The sequence below is a fragment of the Novilysobacter erysipheiresistens genome, assembly GCF_036663935.1.
Taxonomy (GTDB): domain Bacteria; phylum Pseudomonadota; class Gammaproteobacteria; order Xanthomonadales; family Xanthomonadaceae; genus Novilysobacter; species Novilysobacter erysipheiresistens.
This window is the reverse complement of record NZ_JAXGFP010000002.1, coordinates 232,486-252,827: the sequence shown is the minus strand read 5'-3', so window position 1 is coordinate 252,827 and position 20,342 is coordinate 232,486. Positions and strand designations below refer to the sequence as shown.

Here is a 20,342-nt window from a genome sequence, read left to right as displayed (position 1 = left end):
AGCAAATGCTCTAGGTCATGATGCTTTGCAGCATGGCGCAGGCCGTGGCCGCTTTGCAACTTGTGGCGGCTGAACCGCTCATGCGCAGCCGCGTCACCAGCCCATGTACTGGCCGCCGTTCGCCGACAGGTTGGCACCGGTGATCCAGCCGGCTTCGTCGGGCATGAAGAAGCTCACCGCGTAGGCGATCTCCTCCGGCGTGCCGAGGCGACCGGTCGGGATCTGCGCGACGATCTTGTTGCGCACTTCCTCCGGCACCGCCATCACCATGTCGGTGCCGATGTAGCCCGGCGAAACGGTGTTGACGGTAATGCCGAACTTCGCGTTCTCCTGCGCCAGGGAAATCGTGAAGCCGTGCATGCCGGCCTTCGCCGCCGCGTAGTTGGCCTGTCCGTATTGGCCCTTCTGGCCGTTGATCGAGCTGATCTGCACGATCCGCCCCCACTTGCGCTCGCGCATGCCCTCGATCACCGGGCGGGTGACGTTGAAGCAGGAGTTGAGGTTGGTGCAGATGACATCATTCCACTGCTGCGCACTCATCTTGTGGAACGTCGAGTCGCGGGTGATGCCGGCGTTGTTGACCAGGATGTCGACCGGGCCGATCTGGCGCTCGACCTCGCGCACCAGCGCCTCGGCCTGTTCCGGCGAGGACACGTCGCCCTGCGCGAGCGCCACGTCGATGCCCTCGGCCTTCATCTTGTCCTGCCAGGCACGGCCGCGGGCCTCGTCGCGGAAGTTCGTCGCGACCTTGTGGCCCATGTCGGCCAGGCGCTTGACGATCGAGGTTCCAATGCCACCGGTGCCGCCGGTGACCAACGCGACGCGTGCCTGCATGCTGCTCTCCATATGCCTGGGAAACTCCCCCGAGAAATACTAGTCCGGGATTGTGAAAACAGTGTTGTGCGATGCGGCGGATATGGCCGCCTTCGGGATGCGTTGCGGGTCGAACCGGTCGCGGGCGGCGGCGAGCAGGCCGGGGACACCGATCGCCCGCTCCAGTGCAGCGGAATCCTGGCCGAGCGCCCGCCAGGCCTGCCGGAGCGCCGGCAACGGTCGGGCGAGGTCGAGAGGGTCGGCGGCGTCGGACTTGGACAGCTTGTTGCCGGCCGCATCGGTTACCAGCGGCAGGTGGGCGTAGTGTGGGGTCGGCAGCCCGAGCGCGCGCTGCAGCAGGATCTGCCGTGGGGTCGAGTCGAGCAGGTCGGCGCCGCGCACGACATCGGTGATGCCCTGCGCGGCGTCGTCGACCACCACCGCCAGCTGGTACGCCCAGTAGCCGTCGGCGCGTTTGAGCACGAAATCGCCGACTTCCGCGGCGACGTCCTGCGACTGGCGTCCACGAACCGCGTCGACGAATTCGATCCGGCAAACGTCCGCCACCCGCAGGCGGATGGCCGGGCGCGGGCGGCGGATGCGGGCCACGCATTGTCGATGGATGCCGCCGCTGGCAAGCAGGTCGGTGCGGCTGCAATGGCAGGCGAACGCGCGACCGGCGGCCAGCAGCCGGTCGACGGCCTGCTGGTACAGCTCGCCACGCCCGCTTTGGCGCACCACCGGTGCGTCGGGGTGCAGGCCGAGGTTGGCCAGCGCGTCGAGCTGGCGCTCGGCGGCGCCGGCGACTTCGCGCGGTGGGTCCAGGTCCTCGATCCGGACCCACCATTCGCCGCCTGCCGCGCGCGCCAGCAGCCAACTGCCGAACGCCGCCAGCAGCGAGCCGGCATGCAGGTCGCCGGTCGGTGAGGGCGCGAAGCGGCCGCGATAGCCGGAAGGCACCGCGGCGGGCGCCGGCTCCGAAGGGCAGGGGTCGATGATCGGGCTCACGGAGCGTCGTTGCGGCCTCACCTTGAATTCGCAGCGAGCCTGCCACATTTTTGTCGGCAGTCGTGCATCGCGTGCGACCCGGGAAACCGGTCAATTCGAGACAAGACCCATGTTCAAGCGCGCCGCATTGTTCATTGCCACCAACCTCGCCGTGATGGTGCTGCTCGGCATCGTGTTGAGCGTGCTGCAGGGCGTCTTCGGGGTGACCCTGGGCGATACCGGCACGCTGCTGGTGTTCGCCGCGGTGTTCGGCTTTGGTGGCTCCCTGATCTCGCTGCTGATCTCCAAGTGGATGGCCAAGCGCAGCACCGGCGCCCAGGTGATCGAGCAGCCGCGCAACGAGGCCGAGCGCTGGTTGGTCGACACCGTCCGCCGGCAGGCCGAGAACGCCGGGATCAAGATGCCGGAAGTGGCGATCTACGACGCCCCGGAGATCAACGCCTTTGCCACCGGCCCCAGCCGCAACAATTCTCTGGTGGCGGTCTCGACCGGCCTGCTGCGGGCGATGGACCGCGACGAGGCCGAGGCCGTGCTCGCCCACGAGGTCAGCCACGTCGCCAACGGCGACATGGTGACGATGGCGTTGATCCAGGGCGTGCTCAACACCTTCGTGATCGTGCTGGCACGGGTGGTCGGGCGGGTGATCGACGGTTACATCAGCGGCAACCGCGAGGGCGGCCCGGGGTTCGGCTACTACATCATCGTGTTCGTGCTGGACATGGTGTTCGGGCTGTTCGCGAGCATGATCGCGATGTGGTTCTCGCGGCGTCGCGAGTTCCGCGCCGATGCGGGTGGCGCCAGCCTGGCCGGCCGCGAGAAGATGGTCGCCGCGTTGCAACGGCTGGCCCAGAACCGCGACCAGAGTACCCTGCCCAAGCAGATCGCCGCGTTCGGCATCAGCGGTGCCGTCGCCCACGGCATGAAGCGCCTGCTGATGAGCCACCCGCCGCTGGAGGAGCGCATCGACACGTTGCGCGCGATGCCCGACTCGGTGCGCGCCGCGGTCTGACCGTCGACGCCACCGGCAGGCGGCTGGCGCCCGCGCCTAGCTGAAGTCGTAGTTCATTTCCGGGCCGGCGAGGGCGAGGAATTCGCCCTCCGCATAGTCGATGCTGGCGCCGAACAGGATGGTCATGCTGCTGGCGTCCTGAACGAACGGGGCGATGGTCTGCTTGCCCAGTTCGTGCGCCTTGGTGGCGATCTCGCGTATGCGGGTCTGGTGCTCCGGGTTGCTCGACAGGTCTTCCATGAAGGCGCGGTCGAGCTTGAGCAGGTCGGCGTCGAAATGGCTCAGCAACTGGAACGAGTTCAGGCCGCTGCCGAACTGCTCCAGCCCGACCCGCACGCCCAGTTTCGCCACCTTTTGCTGGAACGCCTGCGCGGCCTTGATGTGGGTGAATACCTTCGACTCGGCCAGCTGCAACACCAGCAGCTGGCCGTCGGCCGCGTGCTTGCGCAACTGTTCCTCGATGTGTTGCACCAGGCTGTCGTCCTGCAGCGACACCTCGGTAATCCGCACCATCAGCGTCGTCCGGTGGCCAGCCTTGAGCCGCTCGCCGATGTCGGCGATCGCCCGGCCCACCACCCAGCGGTCGATCTCCCACAGCAGGCCGTGCTCCTCGGCGATCTGCAGGAAGGTCAGCGGCTGCACCAGTTCGCCCTGTTCGCCCTGCATGCGCAGGTAGGCGTCGTACATTTCGTTGGGTTCGCCGTGCAGGCTGATCAGCGGCTGGTAGTACATGACGAAACGGTCGCCATCGATCGCATCGCGGATGCGGTCGACCCAGGCCTTGACCCGGTCTTCCTCGGCGCGATCGACCGCGCCGGGGTCGAATATCTCGACCCGGTTGCCGCCAACCCCGATGGTCGACTGCACGCCCTGGCTGGCCTTGCCGAGGATCGCGGTGACGCTGGCGATCTTCTGGCCGATCTGCACGCCGCCGATGCTGGCGGTGACGTTGAGCGAGTGGTCGTCGATGTCGAGCACGTGGTCGGCGAACGCGGCGCGGACGGTTTCGGCCAGGGCCACGGTGCCGGCGTAATCGGTGCCGCGACGAAGCACCGCGAACTGGTGCTCGCCGAAGCGGGCGGCGGTGTCGCCGTCGCCGAGCACGCCCTGCAGGCGCTTGGCGCAGGCGGCGATCAGGTCGTCGGCCGCATCCAGGCCCAAGTCCTGCAACAGGCGGGCGTAGTGGTCGGGCTCGACCAGCAGCAGCGCATGGTGGCTGGCATTCTGTGCCGAGTCGGCGACCAGGTCCTCCAGCGCCCGCAGGAACGTCGGGCGGTTCAGCAGGCCGGTGGCCTGATCGCGCTGGCGCAGTTCCTCGACCTCGCGGGCGAGTTCGGGATCCAGTTCCTGTCGGCGCAGGATCACCTGCTGGCAGGTTTCACCTTCGTAGCTGGCGGCGGCGAATTCCATCACCGCCGGGAAGTTGTTGCCGTCCAGCGTGCGGGCTTCGATCTCGTGGCGCGGCGGTGGCGCCTCGCCCTTGCTCAGTCGCTTGAGCAGTTGCTTGAACTCGTCGACATGCTGCGGCGCGACCAGGTCGAGCAGCGACATGCCTTCGATGTCCTCGAACGACTCGAAACCGAACATCTCCAGGTACGCGCTGTTGGCGCGGATGTGCATCCCTTCGTGGACGTAGGCGATCGGGTCGCGCGAGGAGTCGATCAAGGCATCGCAACGACGCTCGGTCTCGCGCACCTGGGTTTCCAGGCGGCGCAGCGCGCGGCGGGCCGACAGGTCGGTCCATTCCTTGCGGACGATGGTCTCGATCTGTTCCATGCGACCGCGCAGCGCGACCCCGCAGGCGCCGAGGGTGCTGGCCTGCAGCAAACCGGTATCGTCGATCGCATCGACCAGCAACAGGACCGGCAGGTCCTTGCCGGTGGCGTCGACATGCTGCATCACCTGGGCCAGCGACACCTGGGTGGCTTCGCGCGCGGCCAGCACCATTTCCAGTGGCTGGTTGGCCAGCAGCGCGACCAGGTCGTCCTCGCTTTCCGGACGGCTCGGGCGTACCGCGATCCCGGTGTTGCGCAACCCGCTGACGATGGCCTCTGCGGCTTCGACGCTGTCATCGACGATCAACAGCCGCAACACCATGTCCTTGCCAACTTGCATAGTTTCTCCATCGGGGTCCGTCGGGACCAATTGTTGTGTCGACTGCGGGGGTGCGATCCGGGTCATCGCCGGCCCGGCCGGGACCTCGGGCGAGCGGAAACCGCCCGTCAGCCCGGCATCGCCGTTCGTATATGTAAGCATGAACTCCCCCTTGCGTTTCCCCGGACGCTGCCGTCCACTCGGCCGGGCCCGTCTGTTCGGCCCGGATCGACGCATGCCAGTCTTATGGCAGATGCCCGGTCCGCAGTCCGTGACGCGCCTCTAGGGATCAGACGTGAGACATGCCCTGGAGCGGCCGTTTGCCGCTGTCCCCGGCGATTTCGCGGACCAGGCGCGGCACCAGGTAGCCCGAGAGCCGGGCGGCGAGTCCGGCGTGGAGGGCGAGGGCGCGGTCGTCGTCGATCTCGAAATGGGCGGCGCCCTGGACCCGGTCGAGCTGGTGCAGGTAGTACGGCAGCACGCCGGCGGCAAATCCGCGCTCGCTCAGGTCGGCCAATGCATCGACCGAGTCGTTGACCCCGCGCAGCAGCACGGCCTGGTTGAGCAGGGTCGCGCCGGCCTGGCGCAGGCGGCCCATGGCGGCGCCGACATTGGCGTCGAACTCGTTGCCGTGGTTGGCGTGCAGCACCACCGTGACCGGCCAGGGCAGGGCCTTGATCCAGCCAAACAGGGCCTCGTCGACGCGCTCCGGCAACACCACGGGCACGCGGGTGTGGACGCGCAGGCGCTTGAGGTGGGGTGCGCCGGCGAGGGCATCGGTCAGCTCGGCCAGCTTCGGCGTCGCCAGCGACCATGGGTCGCCGCCCGACAGGATCACTTCGTCGATGCTGGTATCGGCGTGGATCAGCGCCACCGCCTCGCGCCAGCCGCTCGCGGCGGCGGTTTCCTCGGCATACGGGAAGTGGCGGCGGAAGCAGTAGCGGCAGTTGATCGCGCAGCTGCCGGTGGCTACCAGCAAGGCGCGGCCGCGGTATTTCTGGATCACGCCGTGGCCGGACTTGGCGGCGCCATCGCCGACCGCGTCGAGGCTGAAGCCGGGCATCGGCTGCATTTCCGCGTCCAGCGGCAGGACCTGGCGCAGCAGCGGGTCATGCGGGTCGCCGTGGCGCATGCGGCCAACGAAGCCGCGAGGCACCCGCAACGGAAACTGCGCGGCGGCGTCGGCGGAAACGCCCATGGCGTCCGGATCGAGCCCGAGCAACCCGAGCAGCTCACGCGGGTCGCGCACGGCTTCGCGCCACAGCTGTTGCCAACGGGGCGGCTGCAAGGCGGATGGCGTCTGCAAGGCTGGGGCGGCGGGGTTCACTGCGGTTATCATTCGGGTCCGGTTTTGCCTGCATCCCGGCCTCGGCCGGGCGCAGCCCGACATTCTAGCGCCCGGCGTCCGCGCCGGACCGCGCCACTCCATTCATCTACACCGCAGGAGTTCCAGCATGGCCAGTTACGGCATGAACGACGTCAAGAACGGGATGAAGATCCTGGTCAACAACGACCCGTGCATCATCACCGACACCGAGTACGTCAAGCCGGGCAAGGGCCAGGCGTTCACCCGCATGAAGTACCGCAGCATCAAGAGCGGCCGGGTGCAGGAAATCACCATGAAGGCGACCGACAACGTCGAAGCCGCCGACGTGGTCGAGACCGACATGCAGTTCCTCTACGCCGACGGCGAGCACTGGCACTTCATGGACCCGACCAGCTTCGAGCAGGTCCAGGCCGACAAGAACGGCGTCGGCGATGCCCACAAGTGGCTCAAGGGTGAGGAGGAGTGCGTGGTGACCCTTTGGGCCGGCGTGCCGATCTTCGTCACCCCGCCGAACTTCGTCGAGCTCAAGATCACCGAGACCGACCCGGGCGTCCGTGGCGACACCTCCGGTGGCGGCGGCAAGCCGGCCACGCTGGAAACCGGCGCGGTCGTGCGCGTGCCACTGTTCGTCGGCCAGGACGAGATCATCAAGGTCGACACCCGCTCCGGCGAGTACGTCAGCCGGGTCAAGTGACCCTAGCGGCCATCCGATGACGACCGACATCCAGCCCCAACCCTGCGACCTGCTGATCGAGGCCGGCTGGGTGGTGCCGGTCGAGCCGCGCGGCGTGGTCCTCGAGAACCACGCCGTCGCGGTCAGGGCCGGGGTCATCGTCGCGCTGCTGCCGATTGCCGAGGCTCGCATCCGTTTCAGCCCGAAGGAAACCGTGTCGCGGCCCGGCGCCGCGCTGATTCCGGGCCTGGTCAACGCCCACGTCCACAACCCGATGACCCTGTTGCGCGGGGTCGCCGACGACCTGCCGCTGATGGAGTGGTTGAACGGCCACATCTGGCCGGTCGAGGGCGCGGTGATCGGGCCGGAGTTCGTCGCCGACGGCGTTACCCTGGCTATCGCCGAGATGCTGCGCGGCGGCACCACCTGCGCCAACGAGAACTACTTCTTCCCCGACGTCCAGGCCGCGACTTACAAGCGCCACGGTTTCCGCGCCCGGGTCGGGCTGCCGGTGATCGACTTCCCGACCGCCTGGGCCTCGAGCGACGACGAATACTTCGACCGCGCGATCGAGGTCCACGACCAGTGGCGCGACGATCCGCTGGTGTCGATGGCGTTCGTGCCGCATGCGCCGTACACGGTGTCGGATGCCAGTTTCGAGCGGATCAGGATGCTCGCCGACCAGCTCGACCTGCCGGTCCATCTGCACACCCACGAGACCGCGCACGAGGTCGAGGAGTCTCTGCAGAAGCATGGCCAGCGCCCGCTGGCGCGGCTCGATCGGCTCGGGCTCGTCAACGATCGCCTGATCGCGGTGCACATGACCGACGTGACCGATGCCGAGATCGAGCTGTGCGCCCGGCGCGGGGTCAGCGTGGTGCATTGCCCGGAGTCCAACCTCAAGCTGGCGTCGGGGTTCTGCCCGGTCGGCAGGCTCGAGCGCGCCGGGGTCAACCTTGCGATCGGCACCGACGGCGCGGCCAGCAACAACGATCTCGACATGTTCGGCGAGACCCGCACCGCGGCGCAGTTGGCCAAGGCCGTGGCCGGCGACGCCGCCGCGTTCAGCGCCCCGCAGGCGCTGCGTGCAGCGACCCTCGGTGGCGCAAAGGCGATGGGGCTGGACGCGCTGATCGGCTCGATCGAGGTCGGCAAGCAGGCCGACCTGGCGTGTGTCGACCTCGACCAGGTCGAGACCCAGCCGGTGCACAACGTGGTCTCGCAACTGGTCTACGCGACCGGCCGGCACCAGGTCGGCGACGTCTGGATCGCCGGCGTGGCGAAACTGCGCGGCCGCGAGCTGGTCGACGTCGATGTCGCCGCGTTGATCGCCAATGCCAAACAATGGCGCGAACGGATCGCCGCGATCCGCAAATGAGTTCCCCATGACCGCACAACCCGCATCCGACAATTTCAGCCAGGCCGAACTCGACAAGTTTGGTGCGCTGGCGCAGCGCTGGTGGGACCCCGAAGGCCCGCAGAAGGCGCTGCACGCGATGAACCCGGCGCGGCTGGGCTACGTCGCCACCCGCCATCCGCTGGCCGGGTCGCGGGTGCTCGACGTCGGCTGCGGTGGCGGCCTGCTCAGCGAGGCGCTGGCGGGCGAGGGCGCGCGTGTCACTGCGATCGACCTTGCGCCGGAGCTGGTCAAGGTCGCCAGGCTGCACCGGCTCGAGAGCGGGACCGAGGTCGACTACCAATTGCAATCGGTCGAATCGCTGGCGGCTGAGCAGCCGGGCAGCTTCGATGCGATCACCTGCATGGAGATGCTCGAGCACGTGCCTGACCCTGGCAGCATCATCAACGCCTGCGCGACCTTGCTGAAACCCGGCGGCCGGGTGTTCCTGTCGACCCTCAATCGCACCCCGGCGGCGTTCGCGCTCGCCATCGTCGGCGCCGAATACATCGCCCGACTGCTGCCGAAGGGCACCCACCAGTACCGCGACTTCATCAAGCCGTCCGAGTTGGGCGCCTGGTTGCGCGACGCCGGCCTGCAGCTGGAAGACGTCAGCGGCCTGATGTACGAGCCGTGGCGCAACGCCGCGCGCGTGATCGATCGCACCGACATCAACTACCTCGCCTGCGCGCGCAAGCCCGAATGACAGCGAAGACGATTACGGCGACGTTCCCCAAGGCCGTGTTGTTCGACCTCGACGGCACCCTGCTCGACAGCGCGCCCGACATGCTGGCCGCGATCAACAACGCGCGCGCCGCCCGGGCGATGCCGCCGATGCTGCTGGCCGAGCTGCGGCCGCACGTCTCCAAGGGCGCGCGGGCGATGGTCGCGGCGGCGTTCCCCGATGTCGATCCGGTCGAGCGTGACACCTGGATTCCGTCGTTCCTCGATCACTACCAGGCCGAGCTGGGTCGTCACTGCGCCCCGTTCGAAGGCGTCGAGCCGATGCTGGCGGCGCTGGAGGCGGCCGGCTGCGTCTGGGGCATCGTCACCAACAAGCCCGAATACCTCGCCGCGCCGCTGCTGCCGATGCTCGGCTGGCAGGATCGCTGCGCGGTGCTGATCGGAGGGGACACCCTGGCCGCGCGCAAGCCCGACCCGCTGCCGCTGCTGGTCGCCGCCGAACGCATCGGCATCGAGCCGGGCGAGTGCATCTATGTCGGCGACGACGAGCGCGACATCGTCGCCGCGCGTGCCGCCGGCATGCCGTCGGTGGTCGCGTTGTGGGGCTATCGGCTGTCCAGCGATGACCCCATCGCGTGGCAAGGCGACGTGCTGGTCGAGCAACCCGCGCAGTTGCGCGAGGCGGCGGCGTGGCCGGTCGCCAATGTCTGAATCGCCCGCGCCGGAACCGACTGATGCGTTGGCGGACTTCATCGCCAAATGGCGCGCGCGCTGGCCGGAATGGGCCGTCGCAGAAGCCTTCGTGCCGACAGCGCAGCGCCAGGCCGCGCTCGTCTGGGCGACCCTGCAACAGGAACTGACCGACGCCGCTTGGGGCGGCAGCGATCCACGACCCGGCGAAGCCAAGCTCGGCTGGTGGCAGGAGGAACTGGCGGGATGGAGCCGCGGTGCGCGCCGGCATCCGCTCGGTCAGGTCCTGCAACGCCAGCAGGCGCCGTGGTCGACGCTGGCGGCCTCGTTGCCGTCGCTGGCCGCGAGCCGCGAACGGCCCGCCAATGCCGACGAGGCCTTCGCCGCGATCGCCCCATTCGCACGGGCGGTGGCACGGATCGATGCGAGCCTGTTCGCCGGCCCGCTCGAAGGCGGCGCCGACCATGACCGCGACGCGCGACCGGTCTCGGCCGCGTTGCTGCTCTCGCGGTTGGCCCAAGCCGATGGCAACGGCGTGCCGCTGGCGGCGCTGGCGCGTGCCGGCGATGCCGACCCGCGGCCGATATGGGCGCATCAACTGCGCGAACGCTGGCCCCGGCACCGGCCCGCGACCCGCCCGCGCCGGCTGTGGACCGCGCTTGCCCGTGCCCGGCTGGAACAACCCGATCCCGCGCGGCCGCGACCGCCGTGGAAGACCTTGGCGACCGCTTGGCGGGCCGCTCGCGGCTGATCGGCGAGGCGCGTCAAGGGCGCCGCGACGCACTGTTCCAGCCTCGCCACCGGCGACAGCGGCAGCGGTCGCTAGAATGGCCACGTTGCAACTTCCGCCGACGCCCCCATTTCCCCGCCGTGAACACAATTCCCAACGCACCCCGCCGCCTGCCCGACGTCGCCTCCGATGCGGCCGCGATGGCGCGGCCGCTCGATTGGGTCGGGATGGCCAACATCGCCCTGCCGCTGCGCGTGGCCACCGCCGGCGGCGACCCCGGTGATGCGATCCAGGTCGCCGCCTCGGTCGACGTGTCGGTCAACCTGCTCGACGCCGACGCCCGCGGCATCCACATGTCGCGGCTGTACCTCGAACTGCAGACCGCGTTCGCCAGCGAGACTGTGACCCCGGCCGGCCTGCGCCGGGTGTTGCAGACCCTCGTCGAGACCCAGGCCGGCCTGTCCAGCGCCGCGCGGCTGGTGCTGCGCTACGAGCAGATGCTGCTGCGCCCGGCGCTGGCCAGCGACAACGCCGGCTGGAAGCGCTACCCGGTCGAGATCGACGCCACCCTGGTCGATGGCCACCTCAAGGTCTCGCTGCGCTTCTCGGTCGAATACTCGAGCACCTGTCCGGCCTCGGCCGCGCTGTCGCGGCAGCTCAACGCCGACCGCTTCGCCGAGGACTTCGCCGACGCCCGACCGCTGTCGAGTGCGATCCACGAATGGCTGTCGTCCGAGCGCGGCCTGGCCGCCACCCCGCATGCCCAGCGCAGCCGCGCCGACGTCCGGGTCGAATTGCGCCCGGCCTTCGACGAGTTGCCGCTGACCGCCCTGATCGACGCGCTCGAGACCGTGCTGGCGACCCCGGTGCAGACCGCGGTCAAGCGCGAAGACGAGCAGGCGTTCGCCCGGCTCAACGCGGCCAACCTGATGTTCTGCGAGGACGCCGCGCGCCGGGTCGCCGCCGCGCTCTCGGCCGACCCGCGGATCGAACGCTTCGATGCCGAGGTCGCGCACTTCGAAAGCCTGCACGCCCATGATGCGGTGGCGCGGGTGACCGGTCGCGGCGCCTCCGCCTAGTCCCGAAACCCCCGCCCGGGGGCTTGCACATGCGCGGCGGCTTCAGGCTATGCTGCCGAGGTCGTGCTTTGGGGATGGCTATGGGGACACCCCTGGGTCTTTGGAAGCAACCGGCATGCCGTTGCCGGGCGTGGGGCGGGCTGGCCGTGCTGGTCGCGGCAATGGTGTTGCCGTCGCTTGCATTCGCCGCCTCGGTGCCTCCAACGACCGTCCGCACCGCGGTCGATGCAGGCCCGCCCGCCGCCGCCATCCCCATCGCCGATGTCGTCGTCGCCCGGCTGGACTCCGATCCGGTGCCCGCGCGAATCATCGCCGGCGAATTCGACGATAGCTTCCTCACCCGACCGGACGCGGTCATCCGCGAAACCGAACAGTCGCCGCGCTGGTGGCGGATCACGGTCGGCCACGCGATGGCTGCCGAACTGCGCCCGCAGCTGGTCGTGCAGGCGCCGTACCTGACCCTGGTCGAGGCATGGGCGCCCGGCAAAGCGCTGCCGATACGGCGGGCGATGATCGGCCGCGATGCCGACCTGACCTTTTCCACCCGAGCCTTGGTCGTGCCGATGACAGCCGGCCTGGCCGCGGGTGATGTCATCTACCTGCGCGTGCACGCGCTGGGCGCGGTGCCCATGCCGGTGTCGATCGAGCCGCTGGCGCGGGTGCACCGCGCCGACCTGGTCCACGTGGCGTGGCGGACCGCGATCCTGGTCAGCCTGGCGTTGCTGGCACTGTTGGCGCTCGGCTTCTGGTGGGGCATCGGCGAGCGCAGCTACGGCTACCTGCTGTTGACCCTGCTCGCGCAGGGCGCGTTCTTCGCCATCAGCGGCGGAGAGGTGCGCATGTTGCCGGGGCTGGCCGAGATCGCCGGCGGCGACCTGCGGATCGTCCGGCTGTTCGGTCTGGTCGCCGCGCTGTCCAGCCTGGTGTTCCTGATCCACTACCTCGACTTGCGGGTCCGCCAGCCGCGGCTGACGCGGGTGCTGGTCGGTTGCGGTGCGGTGCTGATGCTATTGGCGCTGGCGACCCTTGCCGGTTCTGCCAACTGGATCGCGATCGTCGCCAACGCGACCTTGCTGGTGGCGACGGGAGCGGTCCTGTGGGCCGCGATCATGGGCAGCCTGCAGCGCCAGCGATCGGCGTACTTCGTGCTGTTGTCGTGGCTGCCGATGTTGGCGCTGCTGTTCGTGCGGATCGGCGAGTTGTACGGGCTGTGGCTGGCACCGGCCTGGGTCGGCCATGCGTTTCCCGCGTCGTTCGTGCTGTCGGGCCTGGTGATCATGATCGGCCTCAGCGACTCGTTGCTGCAGTTGCGCCGCGACCGGGACCGGGTCAGCCGGCTGGCGCGGTTCGATGCACTGACCGGGGCGATGTCGCGGCCGGCGCTGGAGGCTCGCCTCGAGGCCTGCGTGGCCGAGGCGCACGAGCGCGGAGTCGCGTTGTCGCTGGTGTTCTTCGATGTCGATCGCTTCAAGCGCATCAACGACGACTACGGCCACCAGGTCGGCGACAGCTGCCTCAAGATCGTGGTCATGCGCACCCGCAACCGTCTGCGGACCTACGACATGATCGGTCGCTGGGGCGGCGACGAGATGGTCGTGGTGTTGCCCGACACTCGCCTGGGCGAGGCGCTGGGGGTCGCCGAGAACCTGCGCTCGGCGATCAACTGCCGGCCGTTGTCGATCGACGGCAACCTGTTCGAGGCCAGCATCAGCCTGGGCGTGGCCGAGCTCGCCGCCGGCGAGACCGCCGAGCACCTGCTGGAGCGGGCGGATGCCGCGCTCTACAGCAGCAAGTCCGCAGGCCGTGACCGGGTCACCGGCCACGACCCGCGGGTGACCGGCAGCCACCCGCGTTTCGTCGCCACGCCGAAGTAGGCGGCGGGACGGAAGTTGCCGCGGTCAGGGGCGGGCGGCCGTTTCCCCAAGTACCAGCAGCGGATCGACCCGCACGTCGAACCAGTTCATGCCCCAGTGCAGGTGCGGGCCGGTCGCACGACCGGTCGCGCCGACGGCGCCGAGCACCTGGCCCTGTGCGACTTCGTCCCCGACCTGCACGTCCATCCGCGACAGGTGCAGGAAGTTGGAGCTGACCCCGTGGCCGTGGTCGAGCACGATGGTGCCGCCGGTGATGTAGAGGTCGTCGGCCAGGGTGACCACGCCGGTGGCCGGCGCCTTGATCGGGGTGCCGCTGGGCGCGGCGATGTCCATGCCCGAATGGGCGGCGCCGGGCGTGCCGTTGTAGATGCGCTGGTTTCCGAACCGTCCGCTGATGCGGCCGTGCACCGGCCAGATGAAGTCCTCGGTGAAACCGGTGCGGGAGTCGTCACGCGTCCGCGCAGCGGCGACCGCGGCACGCTCGCGGGCGATCCGGGCGGCGACCGCCGGCGGCGGGGCGATGGTGCTGCCCGGTACGCCATTCACCCGTTCGACCGGGAAGTCACGCACGGTCACTGCGATCTCGGCGGTTTCGCGGCTTCCATCGGGGCGTGTGACCTGCACGCTCACCGGGCCGGCCTGGGTGCGCTCGACGCCGAAGGCGACGGTGCCATACGGGGTCACTTTCAGCCGGCGACCGGCGTGGACCACCTCGCTGCCCGACGGCACCTTGCCGATCACCAGCGCGCCTTGCTGGACCGATGCGGGGAAGATGATCCGGTTGTCGATCGCCTCCGCGGAAGCGGCCGGCTCGACTGGCGATGCCGCGGCCGGCGGTGACATCGGCCCGGCGATCGCACCGGGCGCCGTCGTGCCGCAGGCGACCAGCATGATCGTGCCCACCGCCACCAGCAGCGTTCTCAACGATCGAACTCCAGGCGCTGGCCGTTGGGCGCGCCCACCAGCCGCTCGCCGTCCCAGCCGAGCACGCCATTGACCCAGGTCGAGGCGATGCGCGAATGGAAGGTGCGGCCCTCGAACGGCGACCAGCCGCACTTCGACAGCACGTCCTCGCGGCGCACGGTCAGCGGGGTGTCGTCGATCAGCACCAGGTCGGCGGCGTAACCCTCGCGCAGGAAGCCGCGGTTCTTGACGTCGAACAGCTGGGCCGGCGCGTGGGCGAACTTCTGCACCACCTGGGCGGTGGTCAGGTGACCTTCGTGGACCAGCTCCAGCGCGGCGTTGAGCGCGTACTGCACCAGCGGCAGCCCGCTGGGAGCCTTCGTGTACGGGTTCTGCTTTTCCTCCAGCAGGTGCGGCGCGTGGTCGGTGGCGAGCACGTCGATGACGTCACCGGCGACCGCGCGGATCAGCGCCTCGCGGTCGGAGGCGTCCTTGATCGCCGGGTTGCACTTGATCAGGTGGCCGAGCTCGGCGTAGTCGCTGCGGTCGAAGCGCAGGAAGTGGATGCAGGTCTCGGCGGTGATCTGCTTGCGGCTGCCGTCGGCGCGGACCAGCGGGCCGGTCTCGAACAGCGCCAGCTCATTGGCGGTCGAGATGTGCAGCACGTGCAGGCGGGTGCCGTGCTTGCGCGCCAGCGAGATCGCCAGCTCGGTCGACTTCTGGCACGCCTCGCGCGAACGGATGTCGGGGTGGCACTCGGCCGGGATGTCGTCGCCGTACTGCGCCTTGTAGCGCGCAGTATTGGCCTCGATCATCGGGGTGTCTTCGCAGTGGGTGATGATCGGCGTCGGCACGTCGCGGAACACCGCGTTGAGCACTTCCGGATCGTCGACCAGCATGTTGCCGGTGGACGCGCCCATGAAAACCTTGACCCCCGGGGCGGTCAGCGGGTCGAGCCGCTGGATGTGCTCCAGGTTGGTGGTGCTGGTGCCCATGTAGAAGCCGTAGTTGCCGCGGACCCGGCCGGCCGCGCGGCGGTACTTGTCCTCCAGCGCCTCGGCGTCGAGCGTCGGCGGGCTGGTGTTGGGCATGTCCATGAAGCTGGTCAGGCCGCCGGCGACCGCGGCGCCGGACTCGACCGCCATGTCGGCCTTGTATTCCATCCCCGGCTCGCGGAAGTGGACCTGGTCGTCGATCATTCCCGGCAGAAGGCGCCGGCCGGCGGCATCGACCACGGTCTCGTTGGCACGCGCCGACAAGCCTTTGCCGATCCCGGTGATTCGGCCGTCCTCGAATCGCAGGTCGCCGTCGAACTCGCGGCCTTCGTTGACGAGGCGGGCATTGACTATCAGGGTCGAGGTCATCTGAGGTCCTTTCGGCGAGGGATGGGTCAGGATATCGGCGGTACCGGGTCGTGGCCGCCGGGATGCAAGGGGTGGCAGCGAAGGACCCGGCGAACCGCCAGCCAACCGCCCTTGAACGCACCGAAACGGCCGATCGCCTGCATCGCATATTCCGAGCACGTCGGATGGAAACGGCAGCGCGGGCCCAGCAGCGGACTGATCCAGCGCTTGTAGCCGCGCAACAGGACAATGAGCAGACGGTCGATCACGGTTCCTTGGGTACCACTTTGCATCATGAAGGGTGTCATGATGGGGGTTCGGGATGCCACGCGCGTGCCGCATCCCGGTCGCGGTCTTCGGCAGTTTCCCGCGCGGACCGTGGAACCTTGCGGGTGTTTCGCGGCACGGTTGCCGCGAGTGCCTTGGCAGGGTATAACAGCGCGCTTTCCCGTCACAAGGGAATCAAAAAGGACAAGGCGCTCGTGGCAGTGAAGAAACCCGCGAAGAAGGCCACCAAGGCCACCAGCAAGACCGTCAAGCCGGCTGCCAAGAAGGCTGCCGCCAAGAAGCCGGTCGCCAAGAAGGCCGCCGCGACAAAGCCGGTAGCCAAGAAGCCGGCTGCGAAGAAGGCGGCTGCCAAGAAGGCGGCGCCTGCGAAAAAGCCGGTCGCCAAGAAGGCGGTCGCGACCAGGAAGCCTGCGCCGGCGAAAAAGCCGGCTGCGAAGAAGGGGCCTGCGGGCAAGGCTGCAACCAAGAAGACGCCGCCAGTCGCGAAGAAGGCCGTTGCGACCGGAAAGGCGGCTGCGCCTGCGAAGGCCGCCACCAAGCCGGTCGGCACCAAGTCCCCAGCAAAGAAGTCCGCCGCCAGCAAGCCGGCCGCAGCGTCCGCGACCAAGGCTCCGGCATCCCCCCCAACCCCCACCAAGGCTGCCAAGGCACCGGTTTCGCAGAAGCCAGCCGGCAAGCCAGCTTCGGCTCCGGCCAGGCGACCGATCGGCAAGGTTGCCGTCGCGGTCGCGGCCAAGCCGCAGGCGCCAGCACCACGAGGAAAAGTCAAAGTCGTGCCGTACAAGACAGAAAAAGATGGTCGTCCGATCGTTCCCGCCGGCTACAAGCCCAGCGCGGACGAGGAGTACATGAGCCCGTTGCAACTGGAGTACTTCCGCCAGCGCCTGCTGAAATGGCGCGAGGACCTGGTCGAGGAATCCAAGCAGACGATCGAGAACCTCAAGGACGAAGTCCGCGACGTCGGCGACGAAGCCGAGCGCGCCACCCGCGAAACCGAGAACTCGCTGGAACTGCGCACCCGTGACCGCTACCGCAAGCTGATCAGCAAGATCGACAGCACGCTCAAGCGGGTCGACAGCGGCGACTACGGTTTCTGCGTCGACACCGGCGAGGACATCGGCCTGGAGCGTCTGGAAGCCCGCCTGACTGCCGAGCGCACGATCGACGCGCAGGAGCGTTGGGAGCACCTGCAGCGGCAAATGGGCGACTGAGGCCCGAACCTCGCGTCGTTGAAAAAGCCCCGCATCGCGGGGCTTTTTCATATATCAATCGAGGTCGCGCAAATCCAGCTTGCGCAATCTCGGCGCCAGCTTCGCGGTCAGGCCCACCGTCGCCAGCGTCATGGATCCACCGAACACCACCGACGGCACCAGCCCCAGCAGGCGCGCGGCGACGCCCGACTCGAACGCGCCCAGTTCGTTCGACGAGCCGATGAAGATGCCGTTGATCGACGCCACCCGGCCGCGCATGTGGTCCGGCGTGGCCAGTTGCACGATGGTCGAGCGGATCACCACCGAGATGCTGTCGAACGCGCCCGACAGTAGCAGCATCACCGCCGACAGCCACATCCACTGCGACAGCCCGAAGCCGACGATGCACACGCCGAACGCCGCGACCGCGCCGAACAACAGCGGCCCGGCATGGCGTTGCGGCGGATGCCGCGCCAGCCACAGGCTCATGAGCACCGCGCCGGCCGCGGGTGCCGCGCGCAGCAAACCGAGCGCTTCCGGCCCGGCCTCGAAGATGTCGCTGACGAACGCCGGCAACAGCGCCACCGCGCCGCCGAACAGCACCGCGAACATGTCCAGCGCCAACGCGCCGAACACGACCTGGGTATTGCGGACGAAGCGCAGGCCCTCGCCGATGCTCCTGAACACCGGCTCGCGCTGCAGCGGCAACGGCGGCTCGGTCACCTGCAGCCCGACCACGACGATCGCGGCCACCACCGCAAATGCAGCGGCCACCAGGTAGGTCGTGGTGGTACCGATGGTGGCGATCAGCAGCCCGCCCAGCGCCGGGCCGAGCACCATCCCGGTCTGCATCACCGCCGCGCCGATGCTGGAGCCGCGGACGTACTCCTCGCGCTTGAGCACGCGGGCGAACAGCGACATGTAGACCGGTGACAGGAACGCCCGGACCACGCCGTTGAACGCAATCGCGGCGTAGATGGTGAAGGCCTGCATTCCGCCGACACCCGCCGGCAGCCACCCGGCGGCGACCGCGGCCAATACCAGTGTGGTCACGCCCAGTCCTAGGCACGCGACCATCCCGACCTTGCGTCGCGGCAGGTGGTCGACCGCGTAACCGGCGAACAGCGCGCAGGCGATGTAGGGCAACACCTCGGCCAGACCGATCAGGCCAAGCGCGAGCGGATCGGAGGTGAGTTGATAGATGTGCCAGCCGACCGTCACCGCGACGATCTGCGCCGAGAACATCGACAGCAGCCGGTAGCTCAGCAGGGCGAGGAATCCCGGGTTGCGCAGCAGCACCCGCACGCCCGGCATCGGCGCACTCACAGGCGGCGTCGGGCCTGGTCGCGGATGAACGCCAGCAGCGCGGCGAGGCCGTTGCTGCGGGTCGGCGAGAGGTGCTTGGCCAGGCCGATGTCGGCGATGTAGTCGGCGTCGGTATTGGCGATCTCGGCGGCGCTGCGGCCGGAGTAGACCCGCAACGCCAGGTAGACCAGGCCGGAAACGATCGCCGAATCGCTGATCGCGTGGAAGTCGAGCCGGTCGGCATCACCCTCGACGACGATCCAGACCATCGACTGGCAACCGTGCAGGCGATGTTCCTCGGTCTTCCACTCGGCCGGCAGGTGGGGCAGCTTGCGGCCGAGGTCGATCAGGTACTGGTAACGCTCGGACCAGTCGCCGAAGAATGCGAATTCCTCGCGGATCGCAGCCTGCGCCTCGGCGGGGCTGGATTCGATCGGGAACGGGCTGGCAGGTGCGGTGATGACGTTCATTGCGATACCAATTTTACCCGCTTGCCGTTGTCGGGGCGGTCGCCCGGGCAACGGCGATCACGAGGCCTGGGCGGCACGGCGTCGCACCCAGCGCACGCCTTGTGGCGTGTCTTCCAGCAGGATGCCGTCGCCGGCCAGCTGCTCGCGGATCGCATCGGCGCGGGCGAAGTCGCGGGCCTGCTTGGCGGCGTTGCGCTCGTCGACCAGCGCCTGGATCCGTGCATCGTCGCCGCTGTCGGCGCCGCGGGCGAACCAGACCGCGGGGTCCTGTTGCAGCAGTCCGAGCGCCAGGCCGGCGCCGAGCAGTTCACTTTTGAGCCGGGCCTTGTCGGCCATCGACTCCGCCTTGCGTGCCTCGCCGCCGATCCGGGCGATCTCGGCCAGCGCCTGCGGGGTGTTGAGGTCGTCGTCGAGGATGGTCTCGATGGCGGCCGGAATCATGGCGCTGGCCTGGATATCGGCCAAATCGCGCAAGGTCCCGTACAGCCGGTCCAGGGTCCGCACGCTCTGCTCGATCAGCCCGTCCGACCAGTCCAGCGGCTGCCGGTAATGCGCCGACAGCAGCGCGTAACGCAGCGCCTCGGGCGGGTGGGCGCGGACCAGATCGTGCACCTTCTCGATGTTGCCCAACGACTTGGACATCTTGGCGCCAGCGAAATTCAGCATGCCGTTGTGCAGCCACCAGCGCGCGAACGGCTTGCCGCCGTGGGCGCACTCGCTCTGGGCGATCTCGTTCTCGTGGTGCGGGAACTGCAGGTCGACGCCGCCGGCGTGGATGTCGATGGTCTCGCCCAGATGTGCTGCGGCCATCGCCGAGCATTCGATGTGCCAGCCCGGCCGCCCGCGGCCCCACGGCGAGTCCCAGCCGGGCAGATCGTCGGTCGAGGGCTTCCACAACACGAAGTCGCCGGGGTCGCGCTTGTACGGCGCCACGTCGACCCGGGCGCCGGCCAGCATGTCCTCGGTATCGCGCCGCGACAGCTTGCCGTAGCCGTCGAAGCTGGCGACCGAGAACAGCACGTGGCCCTCGGCGGCGTAGGCGTGGCCGGACTCGATCAGGCGCTCGATCATCGCGAGGATCTCGCCGATATGGCCGGTGGCTTCCGGTTCAATGTCCGGCGGCGCGATGCCCAGTGCGGCCATGTCCTCGCGGTACGCCGCGGCGAAGCGGTCAGTGATGGCCGAGATCGGCACGCCCTGTTCCTTCGCCGCGGCGTTGATCTTGTCGTCGACGTCGGTGATGTTGCGGGCGTAGGCGAGGGTGCCGAAACGCCGCCGCAGCAGGTCGGCCAGCACCCCGAACACCACCGGCCCGCGGGCATTGCCGATATGCACGTAGTTGTAGACGGTCGGGCCGCAGACATACATCGTCGGACGGGCCGGATCGGCGGGCGTGAAGGCGTCGACCCGGCGGGTCAGGCTGTTGTAGAGGTGCAGGCTCATGGGGGCGTTGCGAGGGGTTTGCG

General features: G+C 68.9%; 19 protein-coding genes. 9 read left to right on the top strand and 10 right to left on the bottom strand.

The window, feature by feature from the left end; all coding sequences use genetic code 11:
- Positions 1-93: 93 nt before the first annotated feature.
- Positions 94-834 carry an acetoacetyl-CoA reductase gene (phbB, locus tag SNE34_RS04280; protein WP_332615044.1) on the bottom strand — a complete coding sequence of 247 codons (741 nt, stop codon included), beginning with the start codon at positions 832-834 and terminating at the stop codon, positions 94-96.
- 39 nt (positions 835-873) lie between these two features.
- Positions 874-1,821, bottom strand: coding sequence for a tRNA glutamyl-Q(34) synthetase GluQRS (gene gluQRS, locus SNE34_RS04275; protein ID WP_425604449.1), 948 nt, complete (start codon positions 1,819-1,821; stop codon positions 874-876).
- A 109-nt stretch (positions 1,822-1,930) separates the two neighbouring features.
- Between gluQRS and htpX the strand changes: the two genes are divergently transcribed.
- On the top strand, positions 1,931-2,830 hold the full coding sequence (gene htpX / locus SNE34_RS04270) for a protease HtpX (protein ID WP_332615042.1): 900 nt from the start codon (positions 1,931-1,933) through the stop codon (positions 2,828-2,830).
- Positions 2,831-2,866: 36 nt separating this feature from the next.
- Here htpX and SNE34_RS04265 read toward each other — a convergent pair whose 3' ends face one another.
- Positions 2,867-4,945: an EAL domain-containing response regulator gene (locus SNE34_RS04265; protein WP_332615040.1), complete on the bottom strand. Its 2,079-nt coding sequence runs from the start codon at positions 4,943-4,945 to the stop codon at positions 2,867-2,869.
- Between the two features lie 268 nt (positions 4,946-5,213).
- Positions 5,214-6,263 (bottom strand): EF-P beta-lysylation protein EpmB, encoded by a 1,050-nt coding sequence (gene epmB, locus SNE34_RS04260; protein WP_332615038.1) that lies wholly within the window; start codon positions 6,261-6,263, stop codon positions 5,214-5,216.
- Positions 6,264-6,378: 115 nt separating this feature from the next.
- Here epmB and efp point away from each other — a divergent pair, with 115 nt between their 5' ends.
- The 7 genes from efp (at position 6,379) to SNE34_RS04225 (ending at position 13,377) form a co-directional block, all read left to right on the top strand.
- Positions 6,379-6,945 (top strand): elongation factor P, encoded by a 567-nt coding sequence (efp, locus tag SNE34_RS04255; RefSeq protein ID WP_332615036.1) that lies wholly within the window; start codon positions 6,379-6,381, stop codon positions 6,943-6,945.
- A 16-nt stretch (positions 6,946-6,961) separates the two neighbouring features.
- A complete protein-coding gene (locus SNE34_RS04250) occupies positions 6,962-8,302 on the top strand; it encodes a TRZ/ATZ family hydrolase (protein WP_332615034.1) in 1,341 nt (446 codons plus the stop codon).
- A gap of 7 nt (positions 8,303-8,309) precedes the next feature.
- The gene (gene ubiG, locus SNE34_RS04245) at positions 8,310-9,026 is read left to right on the top strand and encodes a bifunctional 2-polyprenyl-6-hydroxyphenol methylase/3-demethylubiquinol 3-O-methyltransferase UbiG (protein ID WP_332615032.1); all 717 of its coding nucleotides are present in this window, start codon (positions 8,310-8,312) and stop codon (positions 9,024-9,026) included.
- On the top strand, positions 9,023-9,715 hold the full coding sequence (locus tag SNE34_RS04240) for a phosphoglycolate phosphatase (RefSeq protein WP_332615031.1): 693 nt from the start codon (positions 9,023-9,025) through the stop codon (positions 9,713-9,715). Before ubiG ends, SNE34_RS04240 begins: the two co-directional genes overlap by 4 nt.
- Positions 9,708-10,445 (top strand): isoprenoid biosynthesis enzyme family protein, encoded by a 738-nt coding sequence (locus SNE34_RS04235; RefSeq protein ID WP_332615028.1) that lies wholly within the window; start codon positions 9,708-9,710, stop codon positions 10,443-10,445. The genes SNE34_RS04240 and SNE34_RS04235 overlap by 8 nt, the downstream gene beginning before the upstream one ends.
- Positions 10,446-10,564: 119 nt before the next feature.
- Positions 10,565-11,503, top strand: a complete 939-nt coding sequence (gene folE2 / locus SNE34_RS04230) for a GTP cyclohydrolase FolE2 (RefSeq protein ID WP_332615026.1) — start codon at positions 10,565-10,567, stop codon at positions 11,501-11,503.
- Between the two features lie 80 nt (positions 11,504-11,583).
- The gene (locus SNE34_RS04225; RefSeq protein ID WP_332615025.1) at positions 11,584-13,377 is read left to right on the top strand and encodes a sensor domain-containing diguanylate cyclase; all 1,794 of its coding nucleotides are present in this window, start codon (positions 11,584-11,586) and stop codon (positions 13,375-13,377) included.
- 24 nt (positions 13,378-13,401) lie between these two features.
- Here the strand turns inward: SNE34_RS04225 and SNE34_RS04220 are convergent, their stop codons facing one another.
- The 3 genes from SNE34_RS04220 to yidD form a co-directional block, all read right to left on the bottom strand.
- Complete coding sequence (locus SNE34_RS04220) at positions 13,402-14,220, bottom strand: M23 family metallopeptidase (protein WP_332615686.1); 819 nt, start codon at positions 14,218-14,220, stop codon at positions 13,402-13,404.
- Between the two features lie 77 nt (positions 14,221-14,297).
- Positions 14,298-15,644 carry a dihydroorotase gene (locus tag SNE34_RS04215; protein ID WP_332615023.1) on the bottom strand — a complete coding sequence of 449 codons (1,347 nt, stop codon included), beginning with the start codon at positions 15,642-15,644 and terminating at the stop codon, positions 14,298-14,300.
- Positions 15,645-15,670: 26 nt separating this feature from the next.
- A complete protein-coding gene (yidD, locus tag SNE34_RS04210; RefSeq protein WP_332615685.1) occupies positions 15,671-15,916 on the bottom strand; it encodes a membrane protein insertion efficiency factor YidD in 246 nt (81 codons plus the stop codon).
- Positions 15,917-16,105: 189 nt separating this feature from the next.
- Between yidD and dksA the strand changes: the two genes are divergently transcribed.
- Positions 16,106-17,122, top strand: coding sequence for an RNA polymerase-binding protein DksA (gene dksA / locus SNE34_RS04205; protein ID WP_332615683.1), 1,017 nt, complete (start codon positions 16,106-16,108; stop codon positions 17,120-17,122).
- A gap of 54 nt (positions 17,123-17,176) precedes the next feature.
- On the opposite strand, the gene SNE34_RS04200 is transcribed toward dksA, so the two are convergent.
- Genes SNE34_RS04200 through cysS form a run of 3 tightly spaced genes read right to left on the bottom strand, consistent with a single transcriptional unit; the run spans position 17,177 to position 20,319 of the window.
- The gene (locus SNE34_RS04200; RefSeq protein ID WP_332615682.1) at positions 17,177-18,415 is read right to left on the bottom strand and encodes an MFS transporter; all 1,239 of its coding nucleotides are present in this window, start codon (positions 18,413-18,415) and stop codon (positions 17,177-17,179) included.
- A gap of 8 nt (positions 18,416-18,423) precedes the next feature.
- The gene (locus SNE34_RS04195; RefSeq protein ID WP_332615021.1) at positions 18,424-18,876 is read right to left on the bottom strand and encodes a SufE family protein; all 453 of its coding nucleotides are present in this window, start codon (positions 18,874-18,876) and stop codon (positions 18,424-18,426) included.
- Positions 18,877-18,933: 57 nt separating this feature from the next.
- A complete protein-coding gene (gene cysS, locus SNE34_RS04190; RefSeq protein WP_332615019.1) occupies positions 18,934-20,319 on the bottom strand; it encodes a cysteine--tRNA ligase in 1,386 nt (461 codons plus the stop codon).
- Positions 20,320-20,342: the final 23 nt, after the last annotated feature.

Bases quoted from the DNA above. Each gene is read 5' to 3' on its own strand.
- SNE34_RS04220 (WP_332615686.1), bottom strand. From the start codon at position 14,220: ATGTCACCGCCGGCCGCGGCATCGCCAGTCGAGCCGGCCGCTTCCGCG.
- SNE34_RS04215 (WP_332615023.1), bottom strand. From the start codon at position 15,644: ATGACCTCGACCCTGATAGTCAATGCCCGCCTCGTCAACGAAGGCCGC.
- SNE34_RS04265 (WP_332615040.1), bottom strand. From the start codon at position 4,945: ATGCAAGTTGGCAAGGACATGGTGTTGCGGCTGTTGATCGTCGATGAC.
- SNE34_RS04235 (WP_332615028.1), top strand. From the start codon at position 9,708: ATGTCTGAATCGCCCGCGCCGGAACCGACTGATGCGTTGGCGGACTTC.
- phbB (WP_332615044.1), bottom strand. From the start codon at position 834: ATGCAGGCACGCGTCGCGTTGGTCACCGGCGGCACCGGTGGCATTGGA.
- SNE34_RS04195 (WP_332615021.1), bottom strand. From the start codon at position 18,876: ATGAACGTCATCACCGCACCTGCCAGCCCGTTCCCGATCGAATCCAGC.
- cysS (WP_332615019.1), bottom strand. From the start codon at position 20,319: ATGAGCCTGCACCTCTACAACAGCCTGACCCGCCGGGTCGACGCCTTC.
- htpX (WP_332615042.1), top strand. From the start codon at position 1,931: ATGTTCAAGCGCGCCGCATTGTTCATTGCCACCAACCTCGCCGTGATG.
- efp (WP_332615036.1), top strand. From the start codon at position 6,379: ATGGCCAGTTACGGCATGAACGACGTCAAGAACGGGATGAAGATCCTG.
- epmB (WP_332615038.1), bottom strand. From the start codon at position 6,263: ATGATAACCGCAGTGAACCCCGCCGCCCCAGCCTTGCAGACGCCATCC.
- yidD (WP_332615685.1), bottom strand. From the start codon at position 15,916: ATGCAAAGTGGTACCCAAGGAACCGTGATCGACCGTCTGCTCATTGTC.
- SNE34_RS04240 (WP_332615031.1), top strand. From the start codon at position 9,023: ATGACAGCGAAGACGATTACGGCGACGTTCCCCAAGGCCGTGTTGTTC.
- SNE34_RS04225 (WP_332615025.1), top strand. From the start codon at position 11,584: ATGGGGACACCCCTGGGTCTTTGGAAGCAACCGGCATGCCGTTGCCGG.
- SNE34_RS04250 (WP_332615034.1), top strand. From the start codon at position 6,962: ATGACGACCGACATCCAGCCCCAACCCTGCGACCTGCTGATCGAGGCC.
- SNE34_RS04200 (WP_332615682.1), bottom strand. From the start codon at position 18,415: ATGCCGGGCGTGCGGGTGCTGCTGCGCAACCCGGGATTCCTCGCCCTG.
- ubiG (WP_332615032.1), top strand. From the start codon at position 8,310: ATGACCGCACAACCCGCATCCGACAATTTCAGCCAGGCCGAACTCGAC.